Source organism: Streptomyces sp. NPDC127117, from assembly GCF_042677325.1.
Classification (GTDB): Bacteria; Actinomycetota; Actinomycetes; order Streptomycetales; family Streptomycetaceae; genus Streptomyces.
Window position 1 is genome coordinate 7,674 of the sequence record NZ_JBHXTM010000057.1, and the last position, 26,938, is coordinate 34,611.

19 protein-coding genes are annotated in these 26,938 nt (G+C 73.6%); 10 read left to right on the forward strand and 9 right to left on the reverse strand.

Features of this window, described 5'->3' with window-relative positions; all coding sequences use genetic code 11:
• Positions 1–29 precede the first annotated feature (29 nt).
• Genes ACFVH0_RS33750 through ACFVH0_RS33760 form a run of 3 tightly spaced genes read right to left on the reverse strand, consistent with a single transcriptional unit; the run spans position 30 to position 2,169 of the window.
• Positions 30–827, reverse strand: coding sequence for an ABC transporter permease (locus ACFVH0_RS33750; RefSeq protein ID WP_385826485.1), 798 nt, complete (start codon positions 825–827; stop codon positions 30–32).
• On the reverse strand, positions 824–1,801 hold the full coding sequence (locus tag ACFVH0_RS33755) for an ABC transporter ATP-binding protein (protein ID WP_385826487.1): 978 nt from the start codon (positions 1,799–1,801) through the stop codon (positions 824–826). The genes ACFVH0_RS33750 and ACFVH0_RS33755 overlap by 4 nt, the downstream gene beginning before the upstream one ends.
• The gene (locus tag ACFVH0_RS33760) at positions 1,798–2,169 is read right to left on the reverse strand and encodes a hypothetical protein (protein WP_385826488.1); all 372 of its coding nucleotides are present in this window, start codon (positions 2,167–2,169) and stop codon (positions 1,798–1,800) included. Before ACFVH0_RS33760 ends, ACFVH0_RS33755 begins: the two co-directional genes overlap by 4 nt.
• 130 nt (positions 2,170–2,299) lie before the next feature.
• On the opposite strand from ACFVH0_RS33760, the gene ACFVH0_RS33765 reads away from it, so the two are divergent.
• On the forward strand, positions 2,300–2,692 hold the full coding sequence (locus ACFVH0_RS33765) for a GntR family transcriptional regulator (protein WP_385826490.1): 393 nt from the start codon (positions 2,300–2,302) through the stop codon (positions 2,690–2,692).
• 108 nt (positions 2,693–2,800) lie between these two features.
• Complete coding sequence (locus ACFVH0_RS33770) at positions 2,801–3,922, forward strand: DUF5808 domain-containing protein (RefSeq protein WP_385826492.1); 1,122 nt, start codon at positions 2,801–2,803, stop codon at positions 3,920–3,922.
• A 33-nt stretch (positions 3,923–3,955) separates the two neighbouring features.
• Here the strand turns inward: ACFVH0_RS33770 and ACFVH0_RS33775 are convergent, their stop codons facing one another.
• A complete protein-coding gene (locus ACFVH0_RS33775) occupies positions 3,956–4,420 on the reverse strand; it encodes a hypothetical protein (protein ID WP_124721187.1) in 465 nt (154 codons plus the stop codon).
• A 246-nt stretch (positions 4,421–4,666) separates the two neighbouring features.
• Positions 4,667–7,129, reverse strand: a complete 2,463-nt coding sequence (locus ACFVH0_RS33780) for a GTPase-associated protein 1-related protein (protein WP_385826494.1) — start codon at positions 7,127–7,129, stop codon at positions 4,667–4,669.
• Positions 7,130–7,821: 692 nt separating this feature from the next.
• Here ACFVH0_RS33780 and ACFVH0_RS33785 point away from each other — a divergent pair.
• Positions 7,822–8,706 (forward strand): peptidase S1, encoded by an 885-nt coding sequence (locus ACFVH0_RS33785; protein WP_385826496.1) that lies wholly within the window; start codon positions 7,822–7,824, stop codon positions 8,704–8,706.
• A 273-nt stretch (positions 8,707–8,979) separates the two neighbouring features.
• Here the strand turns inward: ACFVH0_RS33785 and ACFVH0_RS33790 are convergent, their stop codons facing one another.
• Together ACFVH0_RS33790 and ACFVH0_RS33795 are read right to left on the reverse strand one after the other, a co-directional pair.
• The gene (locus tag ACFVH0_RS33790; protein WP_385826498.1) at positions 8,980–11,946 is read right to left on the reverse strand and encodes an acyltransferase family protein; all 2,967 of its coding nucleotides are present in this window, start codon (positions 11,944–11,946) and stop codon (positions 8,980–8,982) included.
• A gap of 16 nt (positions 11,947–11,962) precedes the next feature.
• Entirely contained in the window at positions 11,963–13,639 is a 1,677-nt protein-coding gene (locus tag ACFVH0_RS33795; RefSeq protein ID WP_385826500.1) for a glycosyltransferase family 2 protein, read from the reverse strand.
• A gap of 321 nt (positions 13,640–13,960) precedes the next feature.
• Here ACFVH0_RS33795 and ACFVH0_RS33800 point away from each other — a divergent pair, with 321 nt between their 5' ends.
• From ACFVH0_RS33800 to ACFVH0_RS33830, 7 genes are all read left to right on the forward strand, one after another.
• Complete coding sequence (locus ACFVH0_RS33800) at positions 13,961–14,596, forward strand: GNAT family N-acetyltransferase (protein WP_385826502.1); 636 nt, start codon at positions 13,961–13,963, stop codon at positions 14,594–14,596.
• A 147-nt stretch (positions 14,597–14,743) separates the two neighbouring features.
• Positions 14,744–15,532, forward strand: a complete 789-nt coding sequence (locus ACFVH0_RS33805) for a hypothetical protein (protein ID WP_385826504.1) — start codon at positions 14,744–14,746, stop codon at positions 15,530–15,532.
• A gap of 15 nt (positions 15,533–15,547) precedes the next feature.
• The gene (locus ACFVH0_RS33810; RefSeq protein WP_385826506.1) at positions 15,548–17,692 is read left to right on the forward strand and encodes a bifunctional serine/threonine-protein kinase/ABC transporter substrate-binding protein; all 2,145 of its coding nucleotides are present in this window, start codon (positions 15,548–15,550) and stop codon (positions 17,690–17,692) included.
• Between the two features lie 6 nt (positions 17,693–17,698).
• Positions 17,699–19,816 (forward strand): bifunctional serine/threonine-protein kinase/ABC transporter substrate-binding protein, encoded by a 2,118-nt coding sequence (locus tag ACFVH0_RS33815; RefSeq protein WP_385826508.1) that lies wholly within the window; start codon positions 17,699–17,701, stop codon positions 19,814–19,816.
• Positions 19,817–20,100: 284 nt separating this feature from the next.
• Complete coding sequence (gene tdh / locus ACFVH0_RS33820; protein WP_385826509.1) at positions 20,101–21,129, forward strand: L-threonine 3-dehydrogenase; 1,029 nt, start codon at positions 20,101–20,103, stop codon at positions 21,127–21,129.
• 51 nt (positions 21,130–21,180) lie between these two features.
• Positions 21,181–22,374 (forward strand): glycine C-acetyltransferase, encoded by a 1,194-nt coding sequence (locus ACFVH0_RS33825; protein ID WP_259933951.1) that lies wholly within the window; start codon positions 21,181–21,183, stop codon positions 22,372–22,374.
• Positions 22,375–22,445: 71 nt separating this feature from the next.
• Entirely contained in the window at positions 22,446–23,378 is a 933-nt protein-coding gene (locus ACFVH0_RS33830) for a LysR family transcriptional regulator (RefSeq protein WP_385826511.1), read from the forward strand.
• A gap of 64 nt (positions 23,379–23,442) precedes the next feature.
• Here the strand turns inward: ACFVH0_RS33830 and ACFVH0_RS33835 are convergent, their stop codons facing one another.
• Together ACFVH0_RS33835 and ACFVH0_RS33840 are read right to left on the reverse strand one after the other, a co-directional pair.
• Complete coding sequence (locus ACFVH0_RS33835) at positions 23,443–26,202, reverse strand: FtsX-like permease family protein (RefSeq protein ID WP_385826513.1); 2,760 nt, start codon at positions 26,200–26,202, stop codon at positions 23,443–23,445.
• Positions 26,199–26,918 carry an ABC transporter ATP-binding protein gene (locus tag ACFVH0_RS33840; protein WP_385826515.1) on the reverse strand — a complete coding sequence of 240 codons (720 nt, stop codon included), beginning with the start codon at positions 26,916–26,918 and terminating at the stop codon, positions 26,199–26,201. The genes ACFVH0_RS33835 and ACFVH0_RS33840 overlap by 4 nt, the downstream gene beginning before the upstream one ends.
• Positions 26,919–26,938 lie beyond the last annotated feature (20 nt).

The window sequence follows — 26,938 nt, forward strand, 5'->3', positions numbered from 1 at the left end:
GTCCGGGGCACCCGCCGCGCCGCGCGGAGTCAGTACACGTCCCTGCGCATCGGCACCAGGACCGCGACGAACGCCGCGACCAGTGCGTACCCGGCCAGCAGCAGTGCGCCGCCGACGGGGGAGAGCAGCGGCACCGGGCCGGTCGCCAGCTCCGCGGCCATCGTGTCCGTCACATAGCTGAAGCCGGTCAGGGACGCCGTGGCGCCGCCGGGCAGCAGCGGGTAGAGCAGCTTGACGCCCGGGACCATCATCAGCAGGTACTCGCCCGCGTACAGATAGCCGATGACGACGGCCAGCGCCGCGACCTGATGCCGGATCAGCGCCCCGGCGGCCACGCCCAGCAGGGTGTACACCGCCATCGCCACCGCCGGCCGGACGAGCAGCCCAAGTACCTCGCCGGTGGCCATGCCCGGCGTCACCCCGCGCGCCGCGACACCCCCGAAGAAGGCGGCCGCCGCGGTGCCGGCGAGCACCAGCCCGTACAGCAGACCGGCGGCGCCGTACGCGACGAGCTTGGCGCTCAGCACCTGCCGGCGCCGCGGGGCGTGCAGAAAGGTGTACGTGGCGGTGCGGTGGCGGTACTCCGACGTCATCGCCAGGGTGCCGAGCGCGGCAGGCAGGAACACCGTGAAGCTCAGCATCCCGAGCACGGAGCGGACGCCGGCCCCCGTGTCCAGTCCGGGCGCCGGCGGATCGAAGTTCTCCGGGCCGACCAGCGTCATCGCCCCCACCATGCCGCCGCCGAGGACCACGGCCGCGAGGAGTGCCCACAGCGGGAGGCGGGTGGCGGCCAGCCGCCGGAACTCCGCCTTGACCAGTGCGTTCATCGCCGTGCCGCCTTCTCGTCCGTCGCTGCTCGCGGCCGGTCGTGGCCGCCCGCTCCATCGTCCCCGGCCAGCCGGAGGAAGAGCTGCTCCAGGCCGGCCTCGGCGGTCAGCCCGTGGACCCGCAGCCGCTCGGCGGCGGCCAGATCCGCGACGGCGCGGTCCGCCATCCCGTACACGCGCAGGCTGCCGTCCGCCATGAGGTCCACCCGGTCCGCCGCCCCGTCCCGCGCGGTGCCGCGCAGCAGTGCGGCGCGCAGAGCCGCCGCGTCCGGTGAGCGGACCAGCACCGTGCCCGGCGACGACCGCTCGATCTCCGCCAGCGGTCCCGCCGCCACCAGCCGGCCCTTCCGGATCACGACGACGTCCTCGACGAGCTGCTGCACCTCGCTCAGCACATGACTGGAGACCAGCACGGTGCGTCCCTCGGCGGCCAGCCCGCGCAGCAGTCCGCGCAGCCAGGCGATGCCCTCCGGGTCGAGCCCGTTGCCCGGCTCGTCCAGCAGCAGGACCCGCGGGTCGCCCAGCAGCGCGGTGGCGAGCGAGAGCCGTTGCCGCATGCCCGTGGAGAAGGTGCGGGTCGGGCGGCCCGCCACCTCGGCGAGTCCCAGCCGGGTCAGCAACCGGTCGACCCGGTCGGCCGGGTGGCCGCCCATGGTGCGGTAGATGTGCAGATGGTCCCGCGCCGAATGGCCGGGGTGGACCGCGGAGGCGTCGAGCACGGCGCCCACGGTGGCGGAGGGCCTGGGCAGGTCCACGTACCGCCTGCCGCCGATGGTGGCGGTGCCGGAGGTGGGGGCGACCAGGCCGAGGACCATCCGCATCGTCGTGCTCTTGCCCGCGCCGTTGGGGCCGAGGAAGCCCGTCACGACGCCCGGCCGCACGGTGAAGCTCAGGTCATCGACGGCCCGGACCGCTCCGTAACGCTTGGTCAGCCCGCTGACCTCTATGTGCGGGCCCTGCGGCCGTCCGCTCATCGGTGGCTCCCCACCCGCTGCTCGATCAGCCGTGCGGCCTGCCGCGCATCGTCGAGCGAGAGGATCAGCTCGTCGAAGTCGCCATCGGCGGCGGCGCGGTCCAGCTCCACGCGCAGTCCCGGCCTGCCCCGGTAGGCGGCCACGAGCTGACGAGGGCCGACGACCAGTCCCCAGACGCCGATCTTGGCGATTCCGGAGGCGTGCAGGCCCTTGCGGGTGCCGTGGGCGGCGCGCAGGGGGTTGTCGATGACGGTCACCCGGCGGACCGCGGCGAGCGGGACGGTGAGGGAGCCGCGCAGGGTCCAGGTGCGCTCGCGACCGCTGAACTCGATGGTGAGGCCGGTGTCGGAGATGTTCATCAGTGCCATGGGGATTCCCCCTCCTTTTGGGGCCCGGGCGGGGCCCCCGGGCAGTCGCGCGCTGTCGCCGCGCCTGCCGCGTTGCCATGAGCGTCTGTTCTATTAGATGTATAGCAGATAGGATTGCGGTGTGTACCTAGTGCTCGACCTCGACAGCGAGGTGCCGATCTATCAGCAGATCCGGGACCGGGTGGTGGAAGCCATCGCGGAAGGCGCGCTGGCGCCCGGTGCCGGACTTCCGTCCACCAGGCAGCTGGCAGTCGATCTGGCGATCAACTTCCACACCGTCAACAAGGCCTATGACCTGCTACGACGCGAAGGGATCATCCGCATCAACCGCAAGAGCGGCGCGGCGGTCCGGTCCGACGTCAAGCAGCCGTCGGACGAACTGCGGGCCGGTGTCGACTGGGAGGCGCGCATGCGCACCCTCCTGGCCGAGCTGGATGTCCGCGGGATCCCGAGACAGGAGGTGACGCGCCATGTCGAGACGGTCCTGGACGGTTTCCCCGGGCGACCGGACGAGACGCCCTGACCCGTGGGACCGCCGCGAGGAACGGCTCGCGGAACGCGGATCGGAAAGACCGCGCCGGATCCCGGCGCGGCGTCCCGCCCAGCCGGGATCAGCGACAAGAACGGACAGGTGAACACCTTGCTGGTCGACGCAGCTCTCAACTTCGGCATCCTCGCGGTGCTGAGCGCCGTCCTGTACGCCGCCCCCAGCCCGCTCCTCAACCCCGCCGCCGTCCCCTTCGGCGTACGCGTCCCGCCGGACAAGGCGCGAGCCGCCGCCGTCGAGGAACAGCGCCACCACTACCGCGGCGCGATCCTCGTCGCCGCGGCCGTCGTCACCGTGCCGGCCTCGACGCTCGGCGCCGCCCTCGGCACCCTCACCACCGGAGCCGCCGGCTCCCTGCTGCTCTGCGCCCTCGCCGCCGCCCTGTGGGTACGGGCCCATCGCGGCATAGCCCGTGCGAAGGCGGACGGCGGCTGGTACGAACACACCCGGCAGGGCGCCGTCATGGACACCTCGCTGCGCACCGACCCGGTCCGCTTCCCCTGGTACTGGAGCGTCCCCGCGCTCGTCGTGATCGCCGTCAGCGTCGCCGCCGGCGTCGTCGTCTACCCCGGGCTGCCCGACCGCGTCGCGATGCCCCGGCGCTCGGCCGGCGGCACCGTCTACGAGTCCTACCCGACCACCGTGTGGACGGCCTTCGGCCTCGTCCTGTGCCAGGTGCTGCTCACCCTCGTCGTGGCAGCCGTGGTCGCCGGACTGCTGCGCGCCCGCGCCGACCTCGATGTGGCCCGCCCCGCGGCCGGCGCCGCACGGTACCGCCGCTACCTCGTCCTCACGGCCCGCTCCATGATGGGCATCGCCGCGCTGCTGAACCTGATGCTGCTCGGGCTGTCCGCGCTGATGTGGAGCGACACCCGCTCCACGCCCATGACCTGGGCCGTCACCGGCGTGCCGCTCGTCGCGATGCTCGCCCTGGTCGCCTGCCTCGTCCTGCGCGTCGGGCCCGCGGGCAGCCGGCTGCCCGCGTCCGCGGACGAGAAGGACACCGGACTCGTACCGCGTGACGACGACCGCTTCTGGCGCGGCGCCGGCACCGTCTACGTCAATGCCGACGACCCCGCGGTCCTGGTGCCCAAACGGGTCGGCATCGGCTGGACGGTCAACCTCGGCAACCCCCGGTTCCTGATCACCGCGGCCGCGGTCCTCGCCGTCGCGGCGGGAACGGCCGTCGTCCGGGCTGTGCTGTGACGCCGTGCCCCGCCCCGGGGGCGACGCCGGTCGTCAGCCCTCGTCCTCGGCGCTCTCCGGCTTCAGCAGCGGATGGGCGACCCCCGGGAACACCCGGGCCCGCACGACCGGCTCCGCGGATCCGCCCTGGACCACCGTCTCGGCGACACCCCACGGCCGTCCGGGCAGTACCACGGTCAGGATGTACGAGGACGCACAGCCCATGCAGTCGTAACGGTCGGCCCAGGTCTCCACGTCCGTGACGCTGCCGGGGTAGCGCGCCACGTGCCGGTGCAGCGCGTGGCAGCGCTCGCACCGCTCGCCGGGCTCGCAGGTGCCGCCGCAGGGGCACGGGACATCGAGCGTGTCCGCGGGGCGCCAGCGCTGGGTCAGGACGGCCTCGCGCGTGGCGCCCATGTCCTTCATGGCCTTCAGATTGCGGGCCGCGACGTTGTACGACTCGCCGGTCGCGGCCATCCGGTCCCGGATGACGTCCTTGCGTCCGCGGTTCGTCGTCATCTGTTCCTCCTGGGGGTGTCACGCAGCCCGCCGGGAGCGCACGAGATCGATAGGTCACACGGTACCGGTCGCCCAGGACGGGCCACGACTTCCGCGTCCCGTCCGGAAACCGCGGGCGGGCTCGGTCACCACGGCCCCGGGAGCCCCGGCCACGGCCCCTGGTTCATCCGGGTCTCCCGCTTCTCCCGCTTCTCCCGCTTCTTCCGGGCCTTCCGGGCCTTCCGGGTCCTTTTCGGGTCCTTCCGGCTACGACCGGCGGACCCGTGCCGAGATCCTGTTGCCGAGCCGTCTGCGGAAGCCGTCCGGCCGGTTCCACGCCCGGAACGCCTCCGCCGTACGGCTGCTGCCCGCCCGCTCGGCCGCCTCCTCCACCGCCGCGACCTCGCCCGCCGACAGCCCGCGCACCACCGGACGCAGCACCCCCGACAACAGTGCCTCCCGGGTCTCGCCCCAGGCCCGGCCCGCGTGCGGGTGGGAACTCCAGACGGTGAAGCAGTCCGCGACATAGGCCGGATCGGAGCGCAGCCGGGCGAGCACCGCGTCCCGACGGGCGGCGCTGCCGTAGGCCGCGATGAGGTCCGGGTCGTCGCAGTGGACGAACGCGTACAGCTCCGCCTCGGGCCGGTCCGGGTCGAGCAGCCGCCCGGCCAGGGCGCCGAACGCCTGCTCGCGCACCCCCGGCTCGACCGGTTCGGCCCCGGCGCACAGCGTCCGGGCCTGCTCCGCCCAGCCGGGCCCCGCCGCCCCCGACCGGACGTCCCGCGCGAACTCCAGGAGGTGCAGCGCACCGCGCGCCCGCGCGTCGATCTCCCGCGGGAAGCCGCGCAACAGATCATGGGCGAGTTCGGGTGCTTCCGGGTCGTCGGCGGGGGCACCGAGCGCCGCCGCGACGAGAACGGACCACGTACCGGCCGTCCGATGCGCGTCGGACGTGCTCCCGGCCAGCAGCAGCCGGGCCTCGCCCGCCGTGGGGGCACCGTCGCCCCAGACCAGACCCACCGCCGTCCGCAGCACCAGCGGCTCGGTGAACGGTGACATTCCACCGGCCCGCAACACCGCGTTCAGCACCTTCACCCGGTCGTCGCCGCCGCTCGCCCTGGCCTCCGGCGCCGCCGCGCACATCCGCAGATGCGGCAGCGCCTGGGCACCGGTGAACGGCAGCGCGACCCCGCTCAGCAGCCGCTCCGTCGCCGACGGGTCCTGCGGGGCGATCCGGTCCAGCTCGCCGAGGAGCGCCGTACGGACGTCGAACTGCTCGTCCAGGAGGTCGAGCAGCACCTCGGCACAGTCGGCCGCCCCTTCGTCCAGCAGGGACCGGGCCATCCGGCCCACCACATCGGGGAGCAGTTCCGCACAGTCCAGATCGAGCAGCCGCGCGATCCGCAGCAACTGCACCGCACGCCCCACGCTGTGGCCGGGCACGGCGCCCGGGGAGGCCGGCCCGCCGGTGGTCAGTTCGGTACGCAGATCGTCGCCGACGGCCTCGACGAGTGCCGCGGCGACGCGTTCCCCGCCCGGCCCGGTGAAGACCGAACGCCCCGGTGGAGCCACGGAGACATCGGCCCCGTAGACCGCCTCCGTCACCAGCAGGGCGCCGAGGGAACCGGTCACGGTGGCCGGGGCCCGCCCGTCGAGCGCCGTCAGCAGAAGGGCCACGGCGGCGAGTTCGTGCGGCGTGCGATCGAGGTCCGGGTCGGTCAGCGCGTCGGCGAGCCGGTGCGTGCGCTCTTCGTCCAGCGCGTACGGCCGCTCGGCGGCCCACTCGGCCGCCGCGGCCCGCTCGGCCGCCCCGAGCGGAACGCCCGCGCAGAGCGCCGTCACGGCGAGCGGACCGGCGGCGAACGGCCCGCCGGGCAGTTCGGCCGCCGCCCGGAACAACTCGGGGGACCGGTTCCGCCAGATCCGGGCGCAGGTCTCGGCCCAGGCGTCGTCCACCGGCTCGCCGGGCCGGGCGCCGGCGCAGTCGCGCACCCGCAGTGCCTGCGCCCCGGAGCCGCCGTCCTGCGGGGCATCCTGCGGGAGTACGCCGACGACCTGGTGCGGGGAGTGCGCCGGGCGGCGGGTGTACGTCGTGAACGTCAGCCGGTGCGCGTCGTCCGCCGGGAGCACGGCCGAGGCGAGGGCGATCCACCTGGCCACATCGGCACTGTGCCGCTCCACCAGCACCAGGCGCCCCGCCGACGGGTCCTCGCACACCCGGCGCAGGTCGGCGAAGACCGCCGCCAGCCAGGGGCTCCGGGAGACCGCGAAGTCGTTCAGCGCCTCGGGGCCGAAGGCGGCGGAGGCGGGCAGCGTGGATATCCGCTCGGGGGCGCCGCCGTCCGGCGGGGTCGAGGCCCAGCTGGGCGACCGCCAGGCGGTGATCGGCAGGGCGTCGCCCGGCAGCCGCGTACCGGCCGTCAGATGCACTGCGTGCGCGTGGAACCCGAGGGTGCCGTGACCGGCGAACGCCACCGCACGGGACAGCAGGTGTCCGCCGTCCGGCAGCGCGCTGAAGCTGAACGCCTCGGGGAGAGAGCGGAGTTGGTCGGCCGTCAGCCGGTTCGGGGCGTCGGCGGGCGGCTCGTAGCGAAGGAGCTGTTCGGCCTCGGCCAGCACCTGCGTGGGCAGTCCTGTGCTGACCGCGGTGAAGTGCGCGCCGCTCCCGCCCCCGCCGTCGTCCGCAGAGGCAGCAGAGGCAGAGGTGTAGTGCAACTGCGCGAGACTCATGCGTCGGGCCCTCTTCGTCCTTGCCGCAGAACTCCCCGTGCCCCTCGGGGCGGACCGTACGACGCACGGCGACGACCCCGGCGGGAGGCGGAAACCGCGATCGCGGGAGCGACGCTATCAAGGCGCGTGCCTCCCTCGCGCGCTCCGCCGAACGGCCGTACCGCGTACCGGAATCGCTCCGGTACGCGACACGGTGTGTCAGACGCGCGCGGTGCCCACCGCGTACATCACGCAGCCGGTCCGGGCCGGCGCGCCGGGCGGCCGACGGGCGGTGCTGGACCGCAATCCCTACGGGCAGGACGGTCCGTGTCGAGCTGGACGGGTCGCACTGACCCCTCGGTCCTCGCGGCGGTGTACCCGCACGATCACCGAACTCGCCCGCCACGCCGGAATCTCCCCGGCCGGCGCAGGCCGGCACGCAACCGTCCTCCGCACCGCCGGCCGCATCCGCACCACCCGGCATCACAACACGGCCCTCCGCACCACCACTCCCGCAGGCCAGGGCCTCCTCAACAACGCCGCCTGACGGCGCACTTCGGGGGCGTGGCGGGCCGTGCCCAGTGCGCCGGGCTCACCTCAATGGCCCACGTACCGGCCACCGGGCCGGTCGTTGGTCGTCTTCGGATCGATCGATTCCCCGAGGGCGCCGCTCAGCGGGCCCAAGCGGGCATCCGAGCAGAGGAGATGCTCCATTGAAGCGCAAGACATTCGCCGCGGCGGTCGCCGCCGTGGCCCTGGCCGGTCTCGCCGGAACGACCTCGGCCGGTGCGGTTCCCGGCACGGTCTCAGGCGACGGCGGCAACCGCATCGGCACCCTGCGTGTCAACGGTGACGCGTTCGTCAAGGAGGGCGGCCTCAGCGCGACGTGGGTCAAGGAGTCGGGCGACGTCAAGCAGATCACCCTCTCCGGCAACCGCATCGGTGTCCTCACCGGTGACGGTGTCGCGTGGGTGAAGGAGGGCGGCCTGAGCGCGACGTGGGTCAAGGAGGCCACGGACGTCAAGCAGATCGCCCTGTCCGGCGACCGCATCGGCGTCCTGAAGGACAACGGTGACGCCTACGTGAAGGAGGGCGGCCTGAGCGCGACGTGGGTCAAGGAGTCCGACAAGGTCAAGGAGCTCGAACTGTCGGGCGACCGCATCGGTGTCGTCACCGGTGACGGCGTCGCGTGGGTCAAGGAGGGCGGCCTCAGCGCCAGCTGGGTGCGCGAGTCCGACAACGCCATCGGCATCGACCTGGCCGGCAACCGCATCGGCGTCCTCGCCGGCAACGGTGTCGCCTGGGTGAAGGAGGGCGGCCTCAGCGCCTCCTGGGTGCGCGAGGCCGACGACGTCATCCAGCTCGAACTGTCGGGCAATCGCATCGGCGTCCTGAAGGACAACGGTGAGGCCCACGTGAAGGAGGGCGGCCTCAGCGCGAGCTGGGTCCACGAGTACAACCAGGCCATTCAGATCGCCCTGTCCGGCAACCGCATCGGCGTGCTCAAGGGCGACGGTGACGCACGGGTCAAGGAGGGCGGCCTGAGCGCGACGTGGGTCCTGGAGGCCGACAACGTCACGGAGCTGGCTCTTTCCTGAAATGCGGGCGTGTGACATGTGACGCCTGGATCCGGCGAGTGACGTGTGACATGGCGCGCCTGGCGTCCGGCGCGTGACATGTGACGCGTGGCGCCGGACACCGGGCACGTGACGCGTGGCGCCGCACACGGGACACGTGACATGTGACACCTGAAACCCCGCCCCGCCGCGCCGCGTGCCGGAGCCGACTCGGTGCGCGGCGTGGTGCGGTGCGGTCCCGTGCGCTGCGGTGCAGCGCGCTGAGGGCGTGCGCTGCGGCGCGGCGGGGTGTGGTCAGGAGCGGGTGGCGCCCTCCCGGGTCGACACGGTGACGTGTTCGACGCGCATCGGGTGGCCCGGTTCGGTGCCGGGGCCCGCGGTGGCGCCGTCGGCGGCCGGGAGCTTGCCGCCCATCGCCACGTTCAGGATCAGGAACAGCCCGTGGTGCACCGCCCGGTCCCACGTCCCGGCATCCATCCGGGCCGCACCGACCCGGTGGTGGATCCGGCCGTCCAGGTACCAGCGCACCTCCTCGGCGCCGGGCGTCAGATCGACCTCGACGGCGTAGGTGTGGAAGCCGGTACGGCAGCCGGGGCACGGCTGCGGACCCGAGGTGAGGCCCACCGGCTCCTCGCAGGGGCCACCGTCGGCGATGCCGCAGTGCATGCTGCCGAAGAAGGTGTCGCGGCCGTTGACGGACTCCATGATGTCCAGTTCGCCGACGGACGGCCAGCCCGTGTAGCCGTCGCGGAGCTTCGCCCCCAGGGTCCAGAAGGCCGGCCAGTAGCCCGCCGCCGCGGGGCCGGTGACATCGGGCAGCGCGATGGACGCCTCGATCCGCATCACACCGCCGGGCGGCGGGGCGAAGTCGGCGCGGCGGGACTCGATCCGGCCGGAGTACCACTTCCCGCCCCTGCGGGTGGGGACGATCTCCAGCGCCCCCTTCCCGTCCAGCCGTACGTTGTCGGCCGAGTCCGTCATGGTCTCGATCTCACCGGTTCCCCACCGGGGGGCCGGGCAGCCCGGGTAGCAGGTGCCGATGTCGTACTTCCAGCGGGCGGCGGACGGGCGGGCACCCGCCGGTCCTTCGAAGTCGTCGTGCATGACCCGGGTCCAGCCGTCCGGGCCCGCCGCCGCCCCGGTACCGCCGGCCGGTGCTCCCGCCTCCGAGAGGAGCCGTTCGAGCCGGGGCGTGAGGACCACCGCGGCGACATCGGTCAGATGGGCGTCGTCCCGGTACAGCAGGATCCGGTCCAGCACCGCCGGGCAGCTCGCCCCCTCAGGCGGGCACAGCACCGGGTTGACCGAGACGGCCCGCACCCCGGGCAGCCGGCCGGCCGCGATCCGCCGGGCGAGCGGGTCCGGCCACCATGCGGTGGAGCGGGCGAACGCACATGCCTCCGGGTCGGTGGTGTGCCCGGATACGCAGGCCGGGATGTCCTTCCCCGGTACGGGTGTGTCCTCCAGGTACACGATCGGGACACCGAGCGCACGCAGCGGCTTCAGCGTCCGCTCCCAGCCCCTGGCGAGGAGCCGCTGGTCGTCGGTGTAGCGGTTGAGGGAGGCGATCACCACGAGGCGGGGCTTGGGCCCCTTCGTGATCCGGGCCAGCGCGTCCGCACGCCAGGTGTCGCACTCGTGATACGTACGCCCCAACTGTGGGTTGACCACGCTCAGTTCGGGCAGCGGGCAGCCCTGCTTCACCAGTTCCTGGAGCGCCCAGCCGCGTTCTGCGGCCAGCGCGAGCATCGGGGAGAACCACTGCCCGGCATGCGAGTCGCCGAGCAGCACCATCCGGTCCGGGCTGCCGGCCGCGCCGAACAGGCAGCGCGGGCTGCGGGTCACCGGCGGGGCCACTTCACAGGCGCCGTCCGGCGGGAAGTCCTTGCGCGCCTGTACGGGGCTGGGCACCACGGGACCGCTCCGCAGCGGCGTACCGTCCCGGAAGAGCAGATGAGGGCCCTCGGCCGCGCCGGGCGGCAGGCCCTTCACGTCCACCGGTGTGGCCGGGCCCAGCAGACGCAGGGTCGTGGTGCCCATCACCAGCGCGAGGACGACCGGGATGGCGACGGCCGAGACCCCCACCGACAGTCCGCGCCGGGGCAGTTCGGAGACCGTACGGCTGTGCCGCACCGGCTGCTCGACCCAGCGCATGGTGGCCAGCGCGGGCAGCACGGCCGCCACCGTCAGCGCCGCCTTCGCCGTCCAGTCCAGGGGCCCGAGGCGGGCCTCGGCGAGCACCAGCACGGGCCAGTGCCACAGATAGAGGGTGTAGGAGAGCCGCCCGATCGCACGGGGTGCCCGGCCCGCCAGCAGCCGCCCGACCCCGTACACGTCCGGGCCGTCGGTGTTCCCGCCGGCCGACCGGCCGGGTATCGCGGCCAGAATGATCGCCGCGGTCGCCAGCGTCGGCACGAGCGCCGCGTACCCGGGGTACGGAGTCGACGCGTCGTACTCGGCCATGCACCACAACAGCGCCCCGGCCCCCGCCCACCCGGACAGCAGACGCAACGGGCGCGGGCCGCGCAGCAGGTGCCACGGCAGCAGCGCCAGCAGCGCGCCCACGCCGAACTGCCATACCCGCGAAGGAGTTCCGAGGTAAGCCAGCGAGACGGAGTCGTCCGTCCAGCGCAGCGACAGGACGAAGGCGCCGAGCGTGAGCACCGCGGTGAAGGCGGTCACCGCCGACCGTACGGCGCGCCCACGGCGTGCCGCCCTGGCGGCGGCGTACACGAACCCGGCGAGCAGCGGGGCCCAGAACACGTAGAACTGTTCCTCCACCGCCAGCGACCAGAAGTGCAGCAACGGGCTCTGGTCGTGCCCCGCCGCGAGGTAGTCGGTCTGCTGCTGGACGAAGCGCCAGTTGGCGGTGGACAGGGCCGCCGCCACCACGTCGTACTCCAGCTCGGTGCGGCGCAGTGGGACGGTGAGCCAGGCCCCGGCCAGTGCGACGGCGCCGAGGACCACGGCGGCCGACGGGAGCAGCCGGCGGGCCCGGCGGGAGAAGAACTCGCCGAGGCGGATCCGCCCGGTGGTGACGGCCTCGCGCAACAGGAGCCCGGTGATCAGATAGCCGGAGATGACGAAGAAGACGTCCACCCCGACGAAGCCGCCGGTCAGACCGGGTACGGCTGCGTGGAAGGCGAGGACCCCGAGCACCGCGACCGCGCGCAGCCCCTCGATGTCGGGGCGGAATCCGGCGCGGCGCGAACCCGGCCCGGAACCTCCGGGCGGCGTGACGGGGGATGTGGGCGTGCGCATTGTTCTGACGGGCCTTTCAACTCAGCCAGGGCAGCATCGGGTTGACCCAACCGGATGCGAGCAGGGCGGTGAGCACGAGCAGTGTTGTGGCGGCCAACGCCTCGGGCCAGCGTCTGGGCAGCAGTGAGCGCCCCCTCGGCCGTGCGGACCGGGCGGGTGGGCGTGTTGTGGAATCGGGGCGCAGTCCGGCCCACAGGCCGCGGATCAGGGGCAGGTTGATCTGCCACTGCACCAGCAGATAGAGCGCGAGCCCCCAGTTGGGCGCCCACCCGTTGCGGACCAGGGCCAGGGCGAGACCGGCGGTGGCCGCGCCGGTGGAGCAGCAGAGCCAGAGGAGGGAGACGATCACGACCCGGCGGGCCATGCCGCCCTTCGCCGCGCCGCCGGCCCCGGTGGGCACCCAGGCCGCGCTGCGGCCGCGCAGGGTGTGCAGGAAGGCGGCCCCGGCGGCGACGCTCGTCAGGACATTGGCCCGGATCACCTCGACGCGCCAGCGGGTCCGGCTGATCCGCGGCAGCAGCACGTGCCAGAGCCAGAGCGGGGCGAGCAGTGGCAGTACGTGCCAGGGGCGGACGTCGTCCGGGTACCGGAACAGCATCACCAGCGGCGGCAGTGGGGCGGCGAAGGTGTTCACCGCCGTCGTCAGATACCCGACGACGCCCTCGTAGAAGCACAGCCGCATCCGCCAGGGGGCGCGCATCCGGGCGAGTACGGGCGTGCCCAGCAGGTGCAGGTTTCCCATCGCCCAGCGGTACTGCTGGTTGACGAACGACGCGAGGTTGTCCGGCGAGGTGCCCTTGGCCACCAGCACCGGTACGTACAGGGTGCGGAAGCCCTGCTCATGGAGGGCGAGCCCGGTGAACAGGTCCTCGCTGTGGTCGAGTCTGGCGAAGCCGCCGGCGAGGTCGATGGCGCTGCGGCGGTAGACCGCGTTGCTGCCGCAGCAGATCGCGGCATCACTCGCGTCCCTGGACGGCTGTATCCAGCGGAAGAACCACTCCTGCGCGGATCCTGCGGCGCGCTGGATCCAGCTCATCGTTCCGTCGGTGTCGAAACACTGCGGGCTCTGCACGATGCCGACCCCCGGATCGGCGAGATACGGCACCAGATGGCGCAGGAAGTCGGGTCTGGGCGCGAAGTCGGCGTCCAGGACGGCGATGTACTGGGCGCTGCTCAGGGTGAGCGCGTGGTTGAGGTTGCCCGCCTTCTTGAGGTGACCCCGGTCGGGCCGGACGACGTACCGGTACCCGTAGGAGGCGGCCAGCTCGGCGACCTCGGGGCTCGCGGCGTCGTCCAGCACCCATACGGTCAGCGCGCCGGGCCAGTCGACCGCCGAGACCGCGCGGTAGGCGTTGTCGAGCACGGCGAGGGGTTCGCCGCAGGTCGGTAAGTACAGGTCGACACCAGGGAGTTCGGCCGGATCCCAGGCGTGCACGAGCACTTCGTGCGAGCGCCTGGTCAGTCGCCGCTGGCGCAGGCTGTTGACCGAGGAGAGCACCAGGGCGACGAGGTTGAGGGCGAGCACCGCGAGGAAGGCCCACAGGGCCGGGGTGCGCAGGGCGAAGGTCAGCATCGTCGCCGCGGTGAGTACGAAGGCCAGCGAGGAGCTGATCAGTACCCAGCGGCGCTGCGGGCCGAAATACCAGTAGAGCTCTTGATCGGACGGCGGTTGCGGAAGGTGATGGATCGTCATATGGCCCCCATGGCCGTGCATGTGGTGGCATCAGGAGAGATCCACCGTACCGCCAAAGGTATAGACCATTCGCTAAGGGAGTGTTAAATGCGATGCGGATCAAGGTGTCCGGGAGTGGTCCGGACCTATTCGAACGCCCGCGTCCGTGCCGTGCGGGAATCGCGAGGCCGCACGCGGGTTAACAGTCGTCCAACTCCCGGACCGGCGGCTGGCCGGTGGCGCCGGGAACGGCGGGGCCACCGGGGGCGGTGCGGCCCGTCGTGCCCGTGACCGGCGGATATTCGCTGGCGAGGGCCTCGGTAGTCGGGTAGGAATGCCGCCATGAGCACATCCATGCACCCGCAGACCGCGCAGGACCCCGCAGACCGGCGGGACTTCGTCCGCACCACATTCGACCTCGGTGATGTGGTGCTGCGCCCGTGGAGCCGGCGGGACGCCGAGTCGGAGGGCATGCTGGACGGCCTGGTGGCCGCCGCGGCGGATCCGCAGATCGCCCTCTGGAACCCGATCGCGACAGCCGACCGCGCCGCCGCCCTCGCCTGGGTGGAGGCGCGCGACGGAGCCTGGGACCGCGGCGCCGTCGCCCCCTTCGCCGTGGTGGAAGCCTCCGGCGGTGCGCTGCTGGGTGCCGTCACACTGCGTTGGGTCGACCGCGAGGACGGCCTGGCGATGATCGGGTACTGGCTGCTGCCGGCCGCCCGCGGACGGGGAATCGCCACCCGGGCGACCGGCGCGGTGACGAGTTGGGGCTTCGCGACGGCCGATGCCCGCCGGATCGAGATAGCCCACGCCACCGGCAACGAGAGCTCCTGCCGGGTGGCCGACCGCTGCGGCTACCTCCCCGAGGGCACCCTGCGCGACTCCCACCGCTTCGGCGACGGGAAGTACCACGACGAGCACCTGCACGCCCGCCTGGCCACCGACCCGGAACCGGACGCGGCGGCGCCCACGGCGTGAGCGTCACCACAACGTCCTGAAGGCGCAACAGTTTTGCCCTGATCCCCCCGTGCCCGGCCCGCGTTCGTAGGATCGACGCGGCATCGGGAGACGGGGTGGTCGATCGTGAGGTGCGGCGGGCCGATACGCAGGTACGGGATCCTGGTATTGACGCCACTGCTGCTGGTGGCCTGTTCCAGCGGCGAGGAGAACCAGGGGCGGAAGGGCGGGAGCCCGCACCCGTCCGGCAGCGCGAGCACGAAGCCGGACGGCCCGATCACACCACCCGCCACCGGTTCCGAGGAGGAGGCCGGGTCCATCGACGCGGACCCGGCCCGGCTCCCCGCCTCCAGGAGCGCGGCGCTCGATCTCATCGCACGGGTGATCGCCGACCCCGACAGCTTCGGGCCCGGAGTGGTCGAACGCAGCCCGTACGAGAGCGATCCGGCCACCTGGCCCGTCCTCGGGACCGACTGCGTATGGCGCCAGGAGAAGCCGGTCGGCAGTGTCCTCGCCACCGTCACCCGCTCCTTCGAAGTACCCGCGGCCCGGGGCAAGGGGCCCATCCGGCTCTCCGCCGTCATGACCGTCCACCGCACCCGTGGGGACGCGCGGTGGGAGATGGCCGAGTCGATCGAGGAGACGATGCGCTGCCCCACGCAGCAGTTGCGCAAGGGCGAAACGATCGGCTCCATGGTCTCCGCCTCGCTGTTGCAGGGCGAGAGCTCCCAGAACAACTCCGAGGACGCGTTGACCGAGGTCGGCGAGTACCGGAGCGCGGAGCTCGGCGGCCCCCATCCGTACCTCTGGCAGCAGTCGCAGATGCTGCGGTTCACCCTGGCCGTGACGGGCAGGGGGGCCAAGGGGCGGACCGAGGACGAGATCGGCGATCTCACCACCCGGGCCCAGGCCGCCATGGAGGTCCGGCTCAAGTCCGCTGTCGAGAAGCAGAGTTGAGGGAGAGACCGGCCGATGGATGAGCTGCACGCCTCGGACCCGTCACGGATCGGCGGACACCGGCTGCTGGGCCGGCTCGGAGCCGGCGGGATGGGGGTCGTCTACCTCGGCCGCACGGACACCGGGGCGCTCGCCGCGGTCAAGGTGATCCTGCCCGAGTACGCCGGGGACGACGACTTCCGGGCCCGCTTCCGTCGCGAGGTCGAGGCCGCCCGCCGGGTCGAGAGCCCCTGGACGGTTCCGGTCACCGGCGCCGGGACGGAGGGCGAACGCCCCTGGCTGGCGACGGCGTTCGTGCCCGGTCCGGCGTTGTCGGAGGCGGTCGCCCGGTGCGGGCCGCTGCCCGCACGGAGCGTCCGGGTGCTCGGACGCCTGCTGTCCCGTGCGCTGGCTTCCGTGCATGCCGCCGGACTCGTCCACCGCGACGTCAAACCGGGCAATGTGCTGCTCACCGTCGACGGACCACGCCTGATCGACTTCGGAATCGCCCGGGCCGTCGACGCAACCGCGCTGACCGCGACGGACCTGCTCGTGGGAACCCCCGGTTTCCTCTCGCCGGAGCAGGCCACCGGCGGCGGCACGTCCGCCGGTCCCGCGAGCGACGTCTTCTCGCTGGGCTGCCTCCTGGCGTACGCCGCGACCGGACGGCCTGCCTTCGGCAGCGGCGCCGTGGAGGCCCTGCTCTACCGCACCGTGCACGACGAACCCGACCTCGACGGGGTCGACGACCCCGAACTGCGGGCACTGCTCGGTGCGTTGCTGGTCAAGGACCCCGCCGCGCGGCCCACCGCCGCGCAGCTCGACGGGCGGATCGTCGAGGACGCGCCCGACGGTTCCGTCGACTGGCTGCCCGAGGACGTCGTACGGCTGATCGCCGACCGGTCCGCCGCGATGCTCGCGCTGCCCGGGATCGACGCCACGGTCACCGCGCAACCCACTGCGGTCGCGCCCCGCACCGGGCGGCGAGGGCTCCTGCTGCTGGCGGGCGCCGGAGCGGTGGTCGCGGCCGGTGGCGGCGCCTTCGCCGTACGGGAGTGGCTGCGCGACGACCCGGACGCGAGCGGTGCGGCCACGCCCGGCGGACGGGCCTGGATCATCGGCGTACAGGCGGATCTCTCCGGTCCGGGGCGCGCGGCCGGACGGGCGCAGGAACGTGGCGTACGCCTGGCCGTCGAACGGTTCAACTCCCGTACGGACAAGCCCTTCACACTCCGCGTGAAGACCCTCGACGACCGGGGGGTGGCCGCCCGCGCCGTGCGGGTCGCCGAGCAGTTCGCCCGCGACCGCGATGTGCTCGCCGTGATCGGCCCGACCGGGGATCCCGCCACCGGTTCCGTGCTCGGCGCGTACGACGAGGCGATGCTGCCTCTCGTCACCGTGTCCTCGCTCCAGCTCGCCTATCCCGCCAGGTCCAAGAAGTCCTTCTTCCAGGCCGCCCCGACCGACGCCACGCTGTCCGCCCCGATCATCAGCCGGCTGCTGCTGCGGCCCGACGTCGAACGGCTCGGGGTGCTGCTCGACCGCTCCGGCGGCCAGTCCGCCTACCAGGTGGGCTACCTCACCAACATGAACGTCGGGCTGCTCACCACCGGCACCACCTACCCACGCGTGGTGCCGACCGGAACCCGCGACTTCGCTCCGGTCGTCGCGGACATGCTCGCGCACGCCAGCGACGCCTTCTTCTACGCGGGAGACACGACCGGCGCCGCCCGCACCGCGCGCGCCCTCGCCGCCACCCCCTTCAAGGGGCCCCGCATGGCCATGCACACGGTCATGGACGCCCGCTTCCTCAAGGACGCCGGGAAGAGTGCCGAAACCTGGGAGTTCACCGCCCCCTACATCGACGCGACCGCACCCCGGGCCAAGGAGTTCGCCGCGGCGCACCGCGCGAGATTCGGGGGCGCTCCCGGTCACTGGGCCGCCGAGGCGTACGACGCGGCCGGGCTCGTCGTCGCCGCCCTCACCGCGCTCACCAAGGGAGCCCAACGGCCCGCGCGGTCCGCACTCGTGGCGAAGATCGCCGCGTCCACGTACCGAGGAGTGTCCCGGACCTACGCCTTCGACGAGAACCACCGTCTCAAGGGCAGCGACGCTTATCTCTACGCAGTGCGCGACGGCGGCTATCGCTACCTCGGCCCGGCGCCGAAGGCCGGAGCCTGATCCGGTATGAGGCCGCTCACTCCGGAGGACCCCCGCGCCATCGGCGAGTACCGCACCCTGGTGCGGCTCGGCGCGGGCGGAATGGGCGTGGTGTACCTGGCCCGATCGCCGGGCGGGGCGCTCGCCGCGGTGAAGGTGATCCGGGCCCAGCACGCCGCCGACCCCGGCTTCCGGGCCCGCTTCCGGCGGGAGACCGAGGCCGCCGGGCGGGTCACCGGACCGTGGGTTGTCCCGGTGACCGGAGCCGACACCGAGGCCCGGGAACCGTGGCTGGCCACCGCGTTCGTGCCGGGCCCCTCGCTCGCCGAGGCCCTCGCCGCCGAGGGGTTGCTGCCGGCCGGGACCGTCCGGGTGCTCGGCGCCCGCCTCGCCGGTGCGCTGGTCGCGGTCCATGAGGCCGGTCTCGTCCACCGCGATGTCAAGCCCGGCAACGTGCTCCTCGCGCTCGACGGGCCCCGGCTCATCGACTTCGGCATCGCACGCCACGAGGGGGCCACCGCCCTCACCGCGACCGACGCCGTGATCGGCACCCCCGGCTACCTCGCTCCCGAACAGGCCTCGGCGGGCCCGGTCGGACCGGCCTGCGACATCTTCTCGCTGGGCTGCGTCCTGGTGCACGCGGCCACCGGGCGGCGTCCGTTCGGACACGGCACCGCAGCCGGGGTGCTCTTCCGGACCGTCCACGAACAACCCGACCTGGACGGACTGCCGCCCGGACTGCTGCCCCTCGTCGAGGCATGCCTGGCCAAGGACCCGGCCGACCGGCCCACCGCGCGTCAGGTCGAAGAACGGCTCACCGATGCCGCGCCCCCGGACGCGCGCTCCTGGGCGCCGCCGGGCCTGTCCGCCCTGATCGCCGAACGCTCGGCCGCCGCCCTCGCACTCCCCACCCCCGAACCACCCACCGTCATCGGGGATCCGGGCCCGCCCGGCCCGTCCCGGCGCCGGCTGCTCACCGCAGCGGCCACCGGCGCGGTCCTCCTGACCGGCGGCACCGCCGCCGCCCTGGTGGCGGGGCGGCAACGCGGCAGGGGAACGCCCTCCCGCGCCCTCCCCACGTACACGATCGGTCTGCACGCCGACCTGAGCGGGCCGGGCAGGGCGGTCGGCCTCGCGCACGAACGCGGCATCCGGCTCGCCGTCGACGACCACAACTCCCGGACCGACTCGGGCTTCCGGCTCGCCCTGCGCACCGAGGACGACGCCGGGGACGCGGGCCGCGCACTGCACACCGCCAACCGGCTGGTCGCCGATCCGGACGTGCTCGCCGTGGTCGGCCCCACCGGGGACATCGCCGCCGCGGCCGTCGTCAGCCGATACGAAAGCGCGCGCCTCGCCCAGGTCGTCGTCGCGGCGGGATCCACCACCGCCGAGCAGGCGGTCGCCAAGACCCTCTGCGTGACCCGGCCCTTCGACCAGTCGCTGTCCATCGCCCTGATCCGCTACGTGGCCCAGGTCCGCCCGGCCGAACGGGTGGTCGTCATCGAGGACCGCGCCGACCCCCGGAGCAGCTGGGCGATCGCCCACCACTTCCGGGAAGCCTCGATCGCGGGAACCCGGACGACGGTGCACCCGGTCGACGCGGACACCACCGGCTTCGCCCCGGCCGCCCGCGCGGCGGTCGCCGCCCGGGCGGACGCGGTCGTCTACGCCGGATCGTCACCCGGCCGGGGCGCCCGCTGCGCCACCGCCCTGGCCGACGCCGGATTCACCGGCACCGGCATGTCCGTCGGGCCGGTCCTGGCACCCGCCTTCCTCCGCGGCGCCGGCAGGGCAGCCGAGGGGTGGGTCTTCGCCCAGGCATACACCGACCCGAAGGCGCTCCCGGCCGCGAAGGCGTTCACCGCCGCGCACCGCGAGCGGTTCGGCGCCCCGCCGGGCCGCTGGTCCGCCGAGGCGTACGACGCGGCCGGCCTGATCGCCCGGGCGGCCCGGACCACCAGCGCGGCCGACGCGGAACGCGGCGGCATCGCCCAGCGGCTGTTCCGGACCACCCACCCGGGCATCACCCGGACGCTGTCCTTCCACGCCTCCACCCGTCAGGTACGCACCGAGACGGGGATGTTCCTCTACCGGATCAGCGACGGACGGGCACGCTTCCTGGGGCTCTACTCGAAGGTATGAAGCGGAACGGCGCAGATACGGCGCGGGAGCGGTACGCACATGCGGCTCCCCGGCCGGAGCACGGCATGAAGCGGATCTTCGGGCGCGCTTAAGAAAACCTCGATGGACCTGTGGCGCGGGGTGCGGCAGATTTCTCCGTGACGGCAGAGGATGGTGCGCGGCGGCCGGTCGACGCGCGCTGCCATCGCCCCGCCCCTCTCGATCCTCCCCGGGCCGCAGGCTTCGTTCAGGTAAGCCCCCGGCCCGGGGCACTCAACGCCGCACCAGCGCAGGGAGCCACCGCCGTGAAGGCACTCGTGAAGCAGAAGGCCGAGCCGGGACTCTGGCTGATGGACGTGCCCGAGCCGGAGATCGGCCCCTCGGACGTACTGATCAAGGTGCTCCGTACCGGCATCTGCGGCACCGATCTGCACATCCGCAACTACGACGGCTGGGCGCAGCAGGCCGTGCGCACCCCGCTCGTCCTCGGCCACGAGTTCGTCGGCGAGGTCGCGGAGACCGGCGCCGACGTCGTCGACATCAACGTCGGCGACCTGGTCAGCGGCGAGGGCCACCTGGTGTGCGGCAAGTGCCGCAACTGCCTCGCCGGCCGCCGCCACCTGTGCCGCTCCACGCTCGGGCTCGGCGTCGGCCGGGACGGGGCGTTCGCCGAGTACGTCGCGCTGCCCGCGTCCAACGTCTGGGTGCACCGGGTGCCCGTCGACCTCGACGTCGCCGCGATCTTCGACCCGTTCGGCAACGCCGTGCACACCGCGCTGTCGTTCCCGCTGGTCGGCGAGGACGTACTGATCACCGGCGCCGGACCGATCGGCATCATGGCCGCGGCCGTCGCCCGGCACGCGGGCGCCCGCAACGTCGTCATCACCGACGTCAGCGAGGCCCGTCTCGAACTGGCCCGGAAGGTCGGCGTCAGCCTCGCCCTGAACGTCGGCGAGGAGACCATCGCCGAGGGGCAGAAGCGGCTCGGACTGCGCGAGGGCTTCGACATCGGCCTGGAGATGTCCGGCCGGCCCGAGGCGATGCGCGACATGATCGCGAACATGACGCACGGCGGCCGGATCGCCATGCTCGGACTGCCGTCCGAGGAGTTCGCCGTCGACTGGGCCCGCATCGTCACCTCGATGATCACCGTCAAGGGCATCTACGGCCGGGAGATGTACGAGACCTGGTACGCCATGTCCGTACTGCTGGAGGGCGGCCTCGACCTCGCCCCCGTGATCACCGGCCGGTACGGCTACCGCGACTTCGAGGCGGCCTTCGACGACGCGGCGAGCGGCCGCGGCGGCAAGGTCATCCTCGACTGGACCTCCTGACCCGACGCCCTCGTAGACGACGCCACCGCAGACACCTGGGAGACACCCCTCATGTTCGACTCCGTACGCGACGACATGCGCACCACCCTCGAAGAGATCGAGGCCGCCGGACTCCACAAGCCCGAGCGCGTGATCGGCACCCCGCAGTCCGCGTCGGTCGCCGTCACCGCAGGCGGCCGCCCCGGTGAGGTGCTCAACTTCTGCGCCAACAACTACCTGGGCCTCGCCGACCACCCCGACGTGATCGCCGCCGCCCACCAGGCGCTGGACCGCTGGGGCTACGGCATGGCCTCGGTCCGCTTCATCTGCGGCACCCAGGAGGTCCACAAGGAGCTGGAGCAGCGGCTCTCCACGTTCCTCGGCCAGGAGGACACGATCCTCTACTCCTCCTGCTTCGACGCCAACGGCGGTGTCTTCGAGACCGTCCTCGGCCCGGAGGACGCGGTCATCTCCGACGCCCTCAACCACGCCTCCATCATCGACGGCATCCGCCTCTCCAAGGCCAAGCGGTTCCGCTACGCCAACCGCGACATGGACGACCTGGAGAAGCAGCTCAAGGAGGCGTCCGGCGCCCGGCGCAGGCTCGTCGTCACCGACGGTGTGTTCTCCATGGACGGGTACGTCGCACCGCTGCGCGAGATCTGTGACCTGGCCGAGCGCTACGACGCCATGGTCATGGTCGACGACTCGCACGCCGTCGGCTTCGTCGGCCCCGGTGGCCGCGGCACGCCGGAGCTGCACGACGTGATGGACCGGGTCGACATCATCACCGGCACCCTCGGCAAGGCGCTCGGCGGCGCCTCCGGCGGCTATGTCGCGGCCCGCGCCGAGATCGTCGCGCTGCTGCGCCAGCGCTCCCGCCCGTACCTCTTCTCCAACTCCCTCGCCCCGGTCATCGCGGCCGCCTCGCTCAAGGTCCTCGATCTGCTGGAGGCCGCCGGTGACCTGCGCGAGCAGCTCAACGCCAACACCGCGCTCTTCCGTACCCGGATGACCGAGGAGGGCTTCGACATCCTGCCCGGCGACCACGCCATCGCCCCCGTCATGATCGGGGACGCGGCGAAGGCAGGCCGGATGGCGGAACTTCTCCTGGAGCGCGGTGTGTACGTGATCGGGTTCTCCTACCCGGTCGTCCCGCAGGGCGCGGCCCGCATCCGCGTCCAGCTCTCCGCCGCGCACTCCACGGCGGACGTGAACCGCGCCGTCGACGCGTTCGTCGACGCACGGGCCGCGCTGGGGGAGTAGCCCCGGCCGGTCCCCGGGTCACGGAGCCCCGCCCGAGCGGCGGAACTCCGTGACCTGGGACAATGGGGCACATGATCGATTCACGGCGGCTGCGCATCCTCCGTGCGGTGGCCGACCACCGCACGGTGACCGCCGCGGCCGCCGCGCTGTATCTCACCCCCTCCGCCGTCTCCCAGCAGCTCGCCGCGCTGGAGCAGGAGACCGGGCACCGGCTCGTCGAACGGGGCGCGCGAGGCGCCCGGCTCACCGCCGCCGGGGAGATTCTCCTGACCCACACCAACGCGGTGCTGGCCCAGCTGGAACGGGCCGAGGCGGAGCTAGCCGCCTACAGCGCGGGCGACGCGGGCACGGTCACCGTCGCCGCGTTCGCCACCGGCATCGGCCTGGTCCTCGCCCCCGCGATCGCCGCGCTGGCGCGCACCGCGCCCGGCATCCGGGTCCGGGTCCAGGACGCCGAGGGCGACGCCAGCGTGCCGATGGTGCTCGACCGGCAGGTCGATGTGGCGGTCGCCGTCGAGTACCGGGGGGCCCCGGACGAGGACGACCGGCGGCTGACCCGGGTGCCGCTGTACTCCGAGCCGTTCGACGCGGTACTGCCGGTCGGGCACCGGCTGGCCGGCCGGGAGCAGGTGGCGATCGCGGACCTGGAGAAGGACGCGTGGATCGGCCCGTACCCCGGCAACCCCTGCCACGACGTGGTGGTCCTGTCCTGCGAGTTCGCCGGTTTCCAGCCCAGGATGGAGCACTCCTCGGACGACTTCCGCGCGGTGGTCTCGCTGGCCGGGGCGGGCGCCGGGGTGGCGCTGGTGCCGCGGTCGGCGCTGCGGGGGATGGAGCTGACCGGGGTGGTGGTGCGGCCGGTGGAGGGCAGCGCGCCGACCCGCCGGGTCTTCGCGGCGGTGCGGCACGGGGCGGCGGCGCATCCGCTGATCGCCCCGGTGCTCGACGCGCTGGCCGCCGCGGCGGCACGGGAGGGGGCGCTGCCCCTGCCCGCGTCGCCATGACACCGTGCCGCGATCCGGGCGGGACTTCACGGACGCGGCCCAGGCCCTGTCCGGCGGGGCGTCCTCACGTCCGGCGTCCGAGTACGGAACGGCCGCCGCCCGACCAGCCCGGCCACAACGCCCCCGCACCCGCCGCCACCGTCACGGCCAGCGCGAGCGCCCCGTACCGGACCGGTGGCAGATACGGCAACGAACCGGTCACCGACACCGCGAACGCCAGCAGCGGGACCACCGCGACCAGTGTGCCGATCGCCAGCCCGGCCACCACCACCATTCCCGTCTCCAGCACCAGCATCCGCCGCACCTGACGGCGGCCCGCACCGACCATCCGCAGCAGCCGGAACTCGGGGCGTCGGCCCACCGTGATCAGGGACAGCGTGCTGACCACGGCGAGCAGCGCGAAGCCGCCGATCACTCCGACGCCGATGACGATCATGGCGTTGTCCTGGTCCGAGGACGGAGGCGCGATCCGTACGTCGTCGGCCGTCGCGGGACGCACCCGGACGCCCGGATACGGAGCGAGGGCGCGCCGTACGGCCGCGGCCGCCCCGCCGTCCGCCGAGCGGACCAGGATCCGCTGGTCGCGCGGGACCGGGACATGCCCGGCCAGTGCCTCGCGGGGCAGCATGAACTCGCCCAGCCCCAGGGCCCGTTCGTAGAGCGCTACCACCCGCAGCCGTACCTCGGTGCCGTCTCCGAGACGGAGCTCCACCGAGTCGCCGATGCCGACATCGAGATCGGAGGCGCGGTCCTCGCCGACCGCGACCGTGGCCCTGCCGGTGAGGTCCGCCGGATCGCCCGCCGTGATGTGCGGGTCGAGCGTGCCGGCCAGCTGGTCCGCCGTCACACCCAGCACGGGGAACCGGTCCAGCTTCGGCTCGCCCATCTCGCGGTGGGCGAGCACGACGCCGGAGCGCAGCACCCCCATCGCCGCCCTCACCCCGGGCGCCTCGCGCACGGCCCGCGCCGCACCGGCCGGCAACCCGGCGGCCTGGCCCGTCACCACCAGGTCGGCGCGGAGCGCGGCAGCGGCCTGCCGGTCGGCGGCCCGCTCCAGCGTCGAGCCCGCCGTCAGCTGCACACACACGAACGCCACCACCAGCACGATCGGGGTGATCGCCGCACCGAGGCGCCGATGGTGCGCGGCGGCGGACCTGTCGGCGAGGAAGCCCGATACCCCGCCGGCCCGCCGCAACGGTGTGCCCAGCACCCGCGTCGCCCCCCGGGCGATCCACGGACCGAGCAGCGCCACCGCGATGATCAGCGAGGTCGCCGCGCCCGACGCGGCCACCGCCGCGGCCTGCCCGCCCTGCGCCGTCGCCGCACCGGCCGCGCTCACCCCCGCCAGGGCCAGCACCGCCCCGGCGACCGTACGGGCCCGTCCCGGCTCGCCCGGCTCGGGCGCACCGGCCGCACCCAGCGCTGCGGCGGGGCGCAGCCCGGTGACGGCCCTTGCCGCGAGGACCGCCACCGGACGGGCGGCGAGCGCGACGAGCGCCCCGGCCGCGACCGTCGCGGCGAGCGGCAGCCACACCGGCACCGGCAACGGCAGCGGGTCCGTCGTCAGCAGCGACCGCATCAGCAGCCCCAGCGGTACGGCCCCGACCGCGCCGAGCACCGCCGCGGCCCCGGCCACCCGGCTCACCTCACGGCCGACGGCCGACCTGAGCTGCCTCGGCGTCGCCCCGACGGCGCGCAGCAGCGCCAGCTCGCCGGAGCGCTGATGGACTGCCTGGGAGATCGTGGTGGCGATCACCAGGAGCGCCACCATGAAGACCGTTCCCGTGATGGAGGCGAGCAGCGGCAGCAGTTCGTTGCGGGCGCCGAGCGCGTCCGGGTACCCGGCCTGGCCGCGCTCCGCGCCGGTGAGCACCCGGACCTCGCGGTCGCCACGGGCCCGGTCGGGCAGCGCCTTGTCCAGCGATGCCCGCAGCGCGTCCGTGGATACGCCGTCCTCGGCGAGGACGCCGATCGCATCGACCGTGCCGGGGTGTCCGGCCAGGGCGGCGAGGTGGTGTTCGGTGAGGAACACGGCGGGGGAGCCGCCCCGGCGATCGGTGCCGGCGATCCCGCTGACGGTGTACGGCCGGGGAGCCCCGTCAAATTGCAATGTCACATGCGCACCGGTCCCGCTCCCGGTGGCGGCCGCCAGCGCACCGTCGATCACCACCTCACCGGCGGTCCGGGGCGCGTGTCCGTCCGTCAGCCGGTACGGAGTGAGCGCGGCGGCCGCCCAGGAACGGCCGACGGCGAACACCCCGCCCGCCCCGGCACCACTGCTCGTCCCGGTGCCACTGCTCGTCCCGGCACCCCCGCCCGCCCGGCCGGCCACGGTCACCGGCACCGAATCGTCCGCGACGGCCTCGGCGACGCCCCGCGCGCTCGCCGCCCTCGCCACCACGGAGCGGTCGAGCCGCACCCGTTCCGGCAGATACGCCGTCGTGGTCTTCGGCTCGCTGCCCCACGGCTTCGCCGTGTACGTCACCCGCTGATCGGCCGCCACCACCGCGTCGGCCCCCGCGTAACGCTCCACCGGCGGCTGCGCCAGCAGCAGTGAACCGACGACGAGGGCGAAGGCGCCGATCAGCGCGGCCGCCGCCGTGGTCGCCGTGAACACCGCACCCCAGGCCCGGCGATGGGCCTTCAGCGAACGCCGGGCGAGAAACGCCGACGCCCGCCGGACCCCGGCCCGCACATCCGTCCGGGTCCGCGCAGCGCCCTCACCACCGGACCTGCTCCTGCCCCTGGCCCCGGCCCCATTCCTGTCTCCGGCCCCATTCCTGGCCCCGGCCCCGTTCCTGTCCCTGGTCCCGTTCCCGCTCATCGCAGCCGGCCGCCGTCCATCGTCAGCACGGTGTCCGCCCAGCTCGCCGCCACCGGATCATGGGTGACCATGACGACCGTACGGCCGTCGATCCGCACCGCGTCCCGCAACAGGCCGAGCACCAGCGCCGCCGCCTCCGGGTCCAGGGAGGCCGTCGGCTCGTCCGCGAAGATCACCTCGGGTTCGGTCACCAACGCCCTCGCCACCGCGACCCGTTGCTGCTGCCCGCCGGAGAGCGTCGCGGGCCCCTGCGCGCCGTGCCCCGCCAGTCCGACCCGGGTCAGCAGATCCCGTCCGCGGCTCAGCAATCCCTCGTCCTCCGGGTCGGCGCCCGCCAGCACCAGCGGCAGCACGACGTTCTCCTCGATGCTCAGCGAGGGCACCAGATTGAGGGCGTGCGACTGGAAGACGAAGCCGATCCGGTCCCGGCGCAACCGGGTCAGCGCCGCCTCGGAGAGCGCACCGAGATCGGTGCCCCCGATCCGCACCGTGCCCGCCGTCGGGCGGTCCAGCCCCGCCGCGCACTGGAGGAACGTGCTCTTCCCCGATCCCGAAGGACCCACCACCGCGGTGAAACTCCCCACCGGCACCGCGCAGCTGACCGCGTCGAGCGCGGTCGTCTCCCGGCCGCCCCGGCCGTGGCGCCGGCTCACCGACTCCAGACTCAGCGCGGACGCCCGCACCGCCGTGATCGTGTCCACCGTTGACTCCACCATTCCTTCGCCTGCTCCACCGG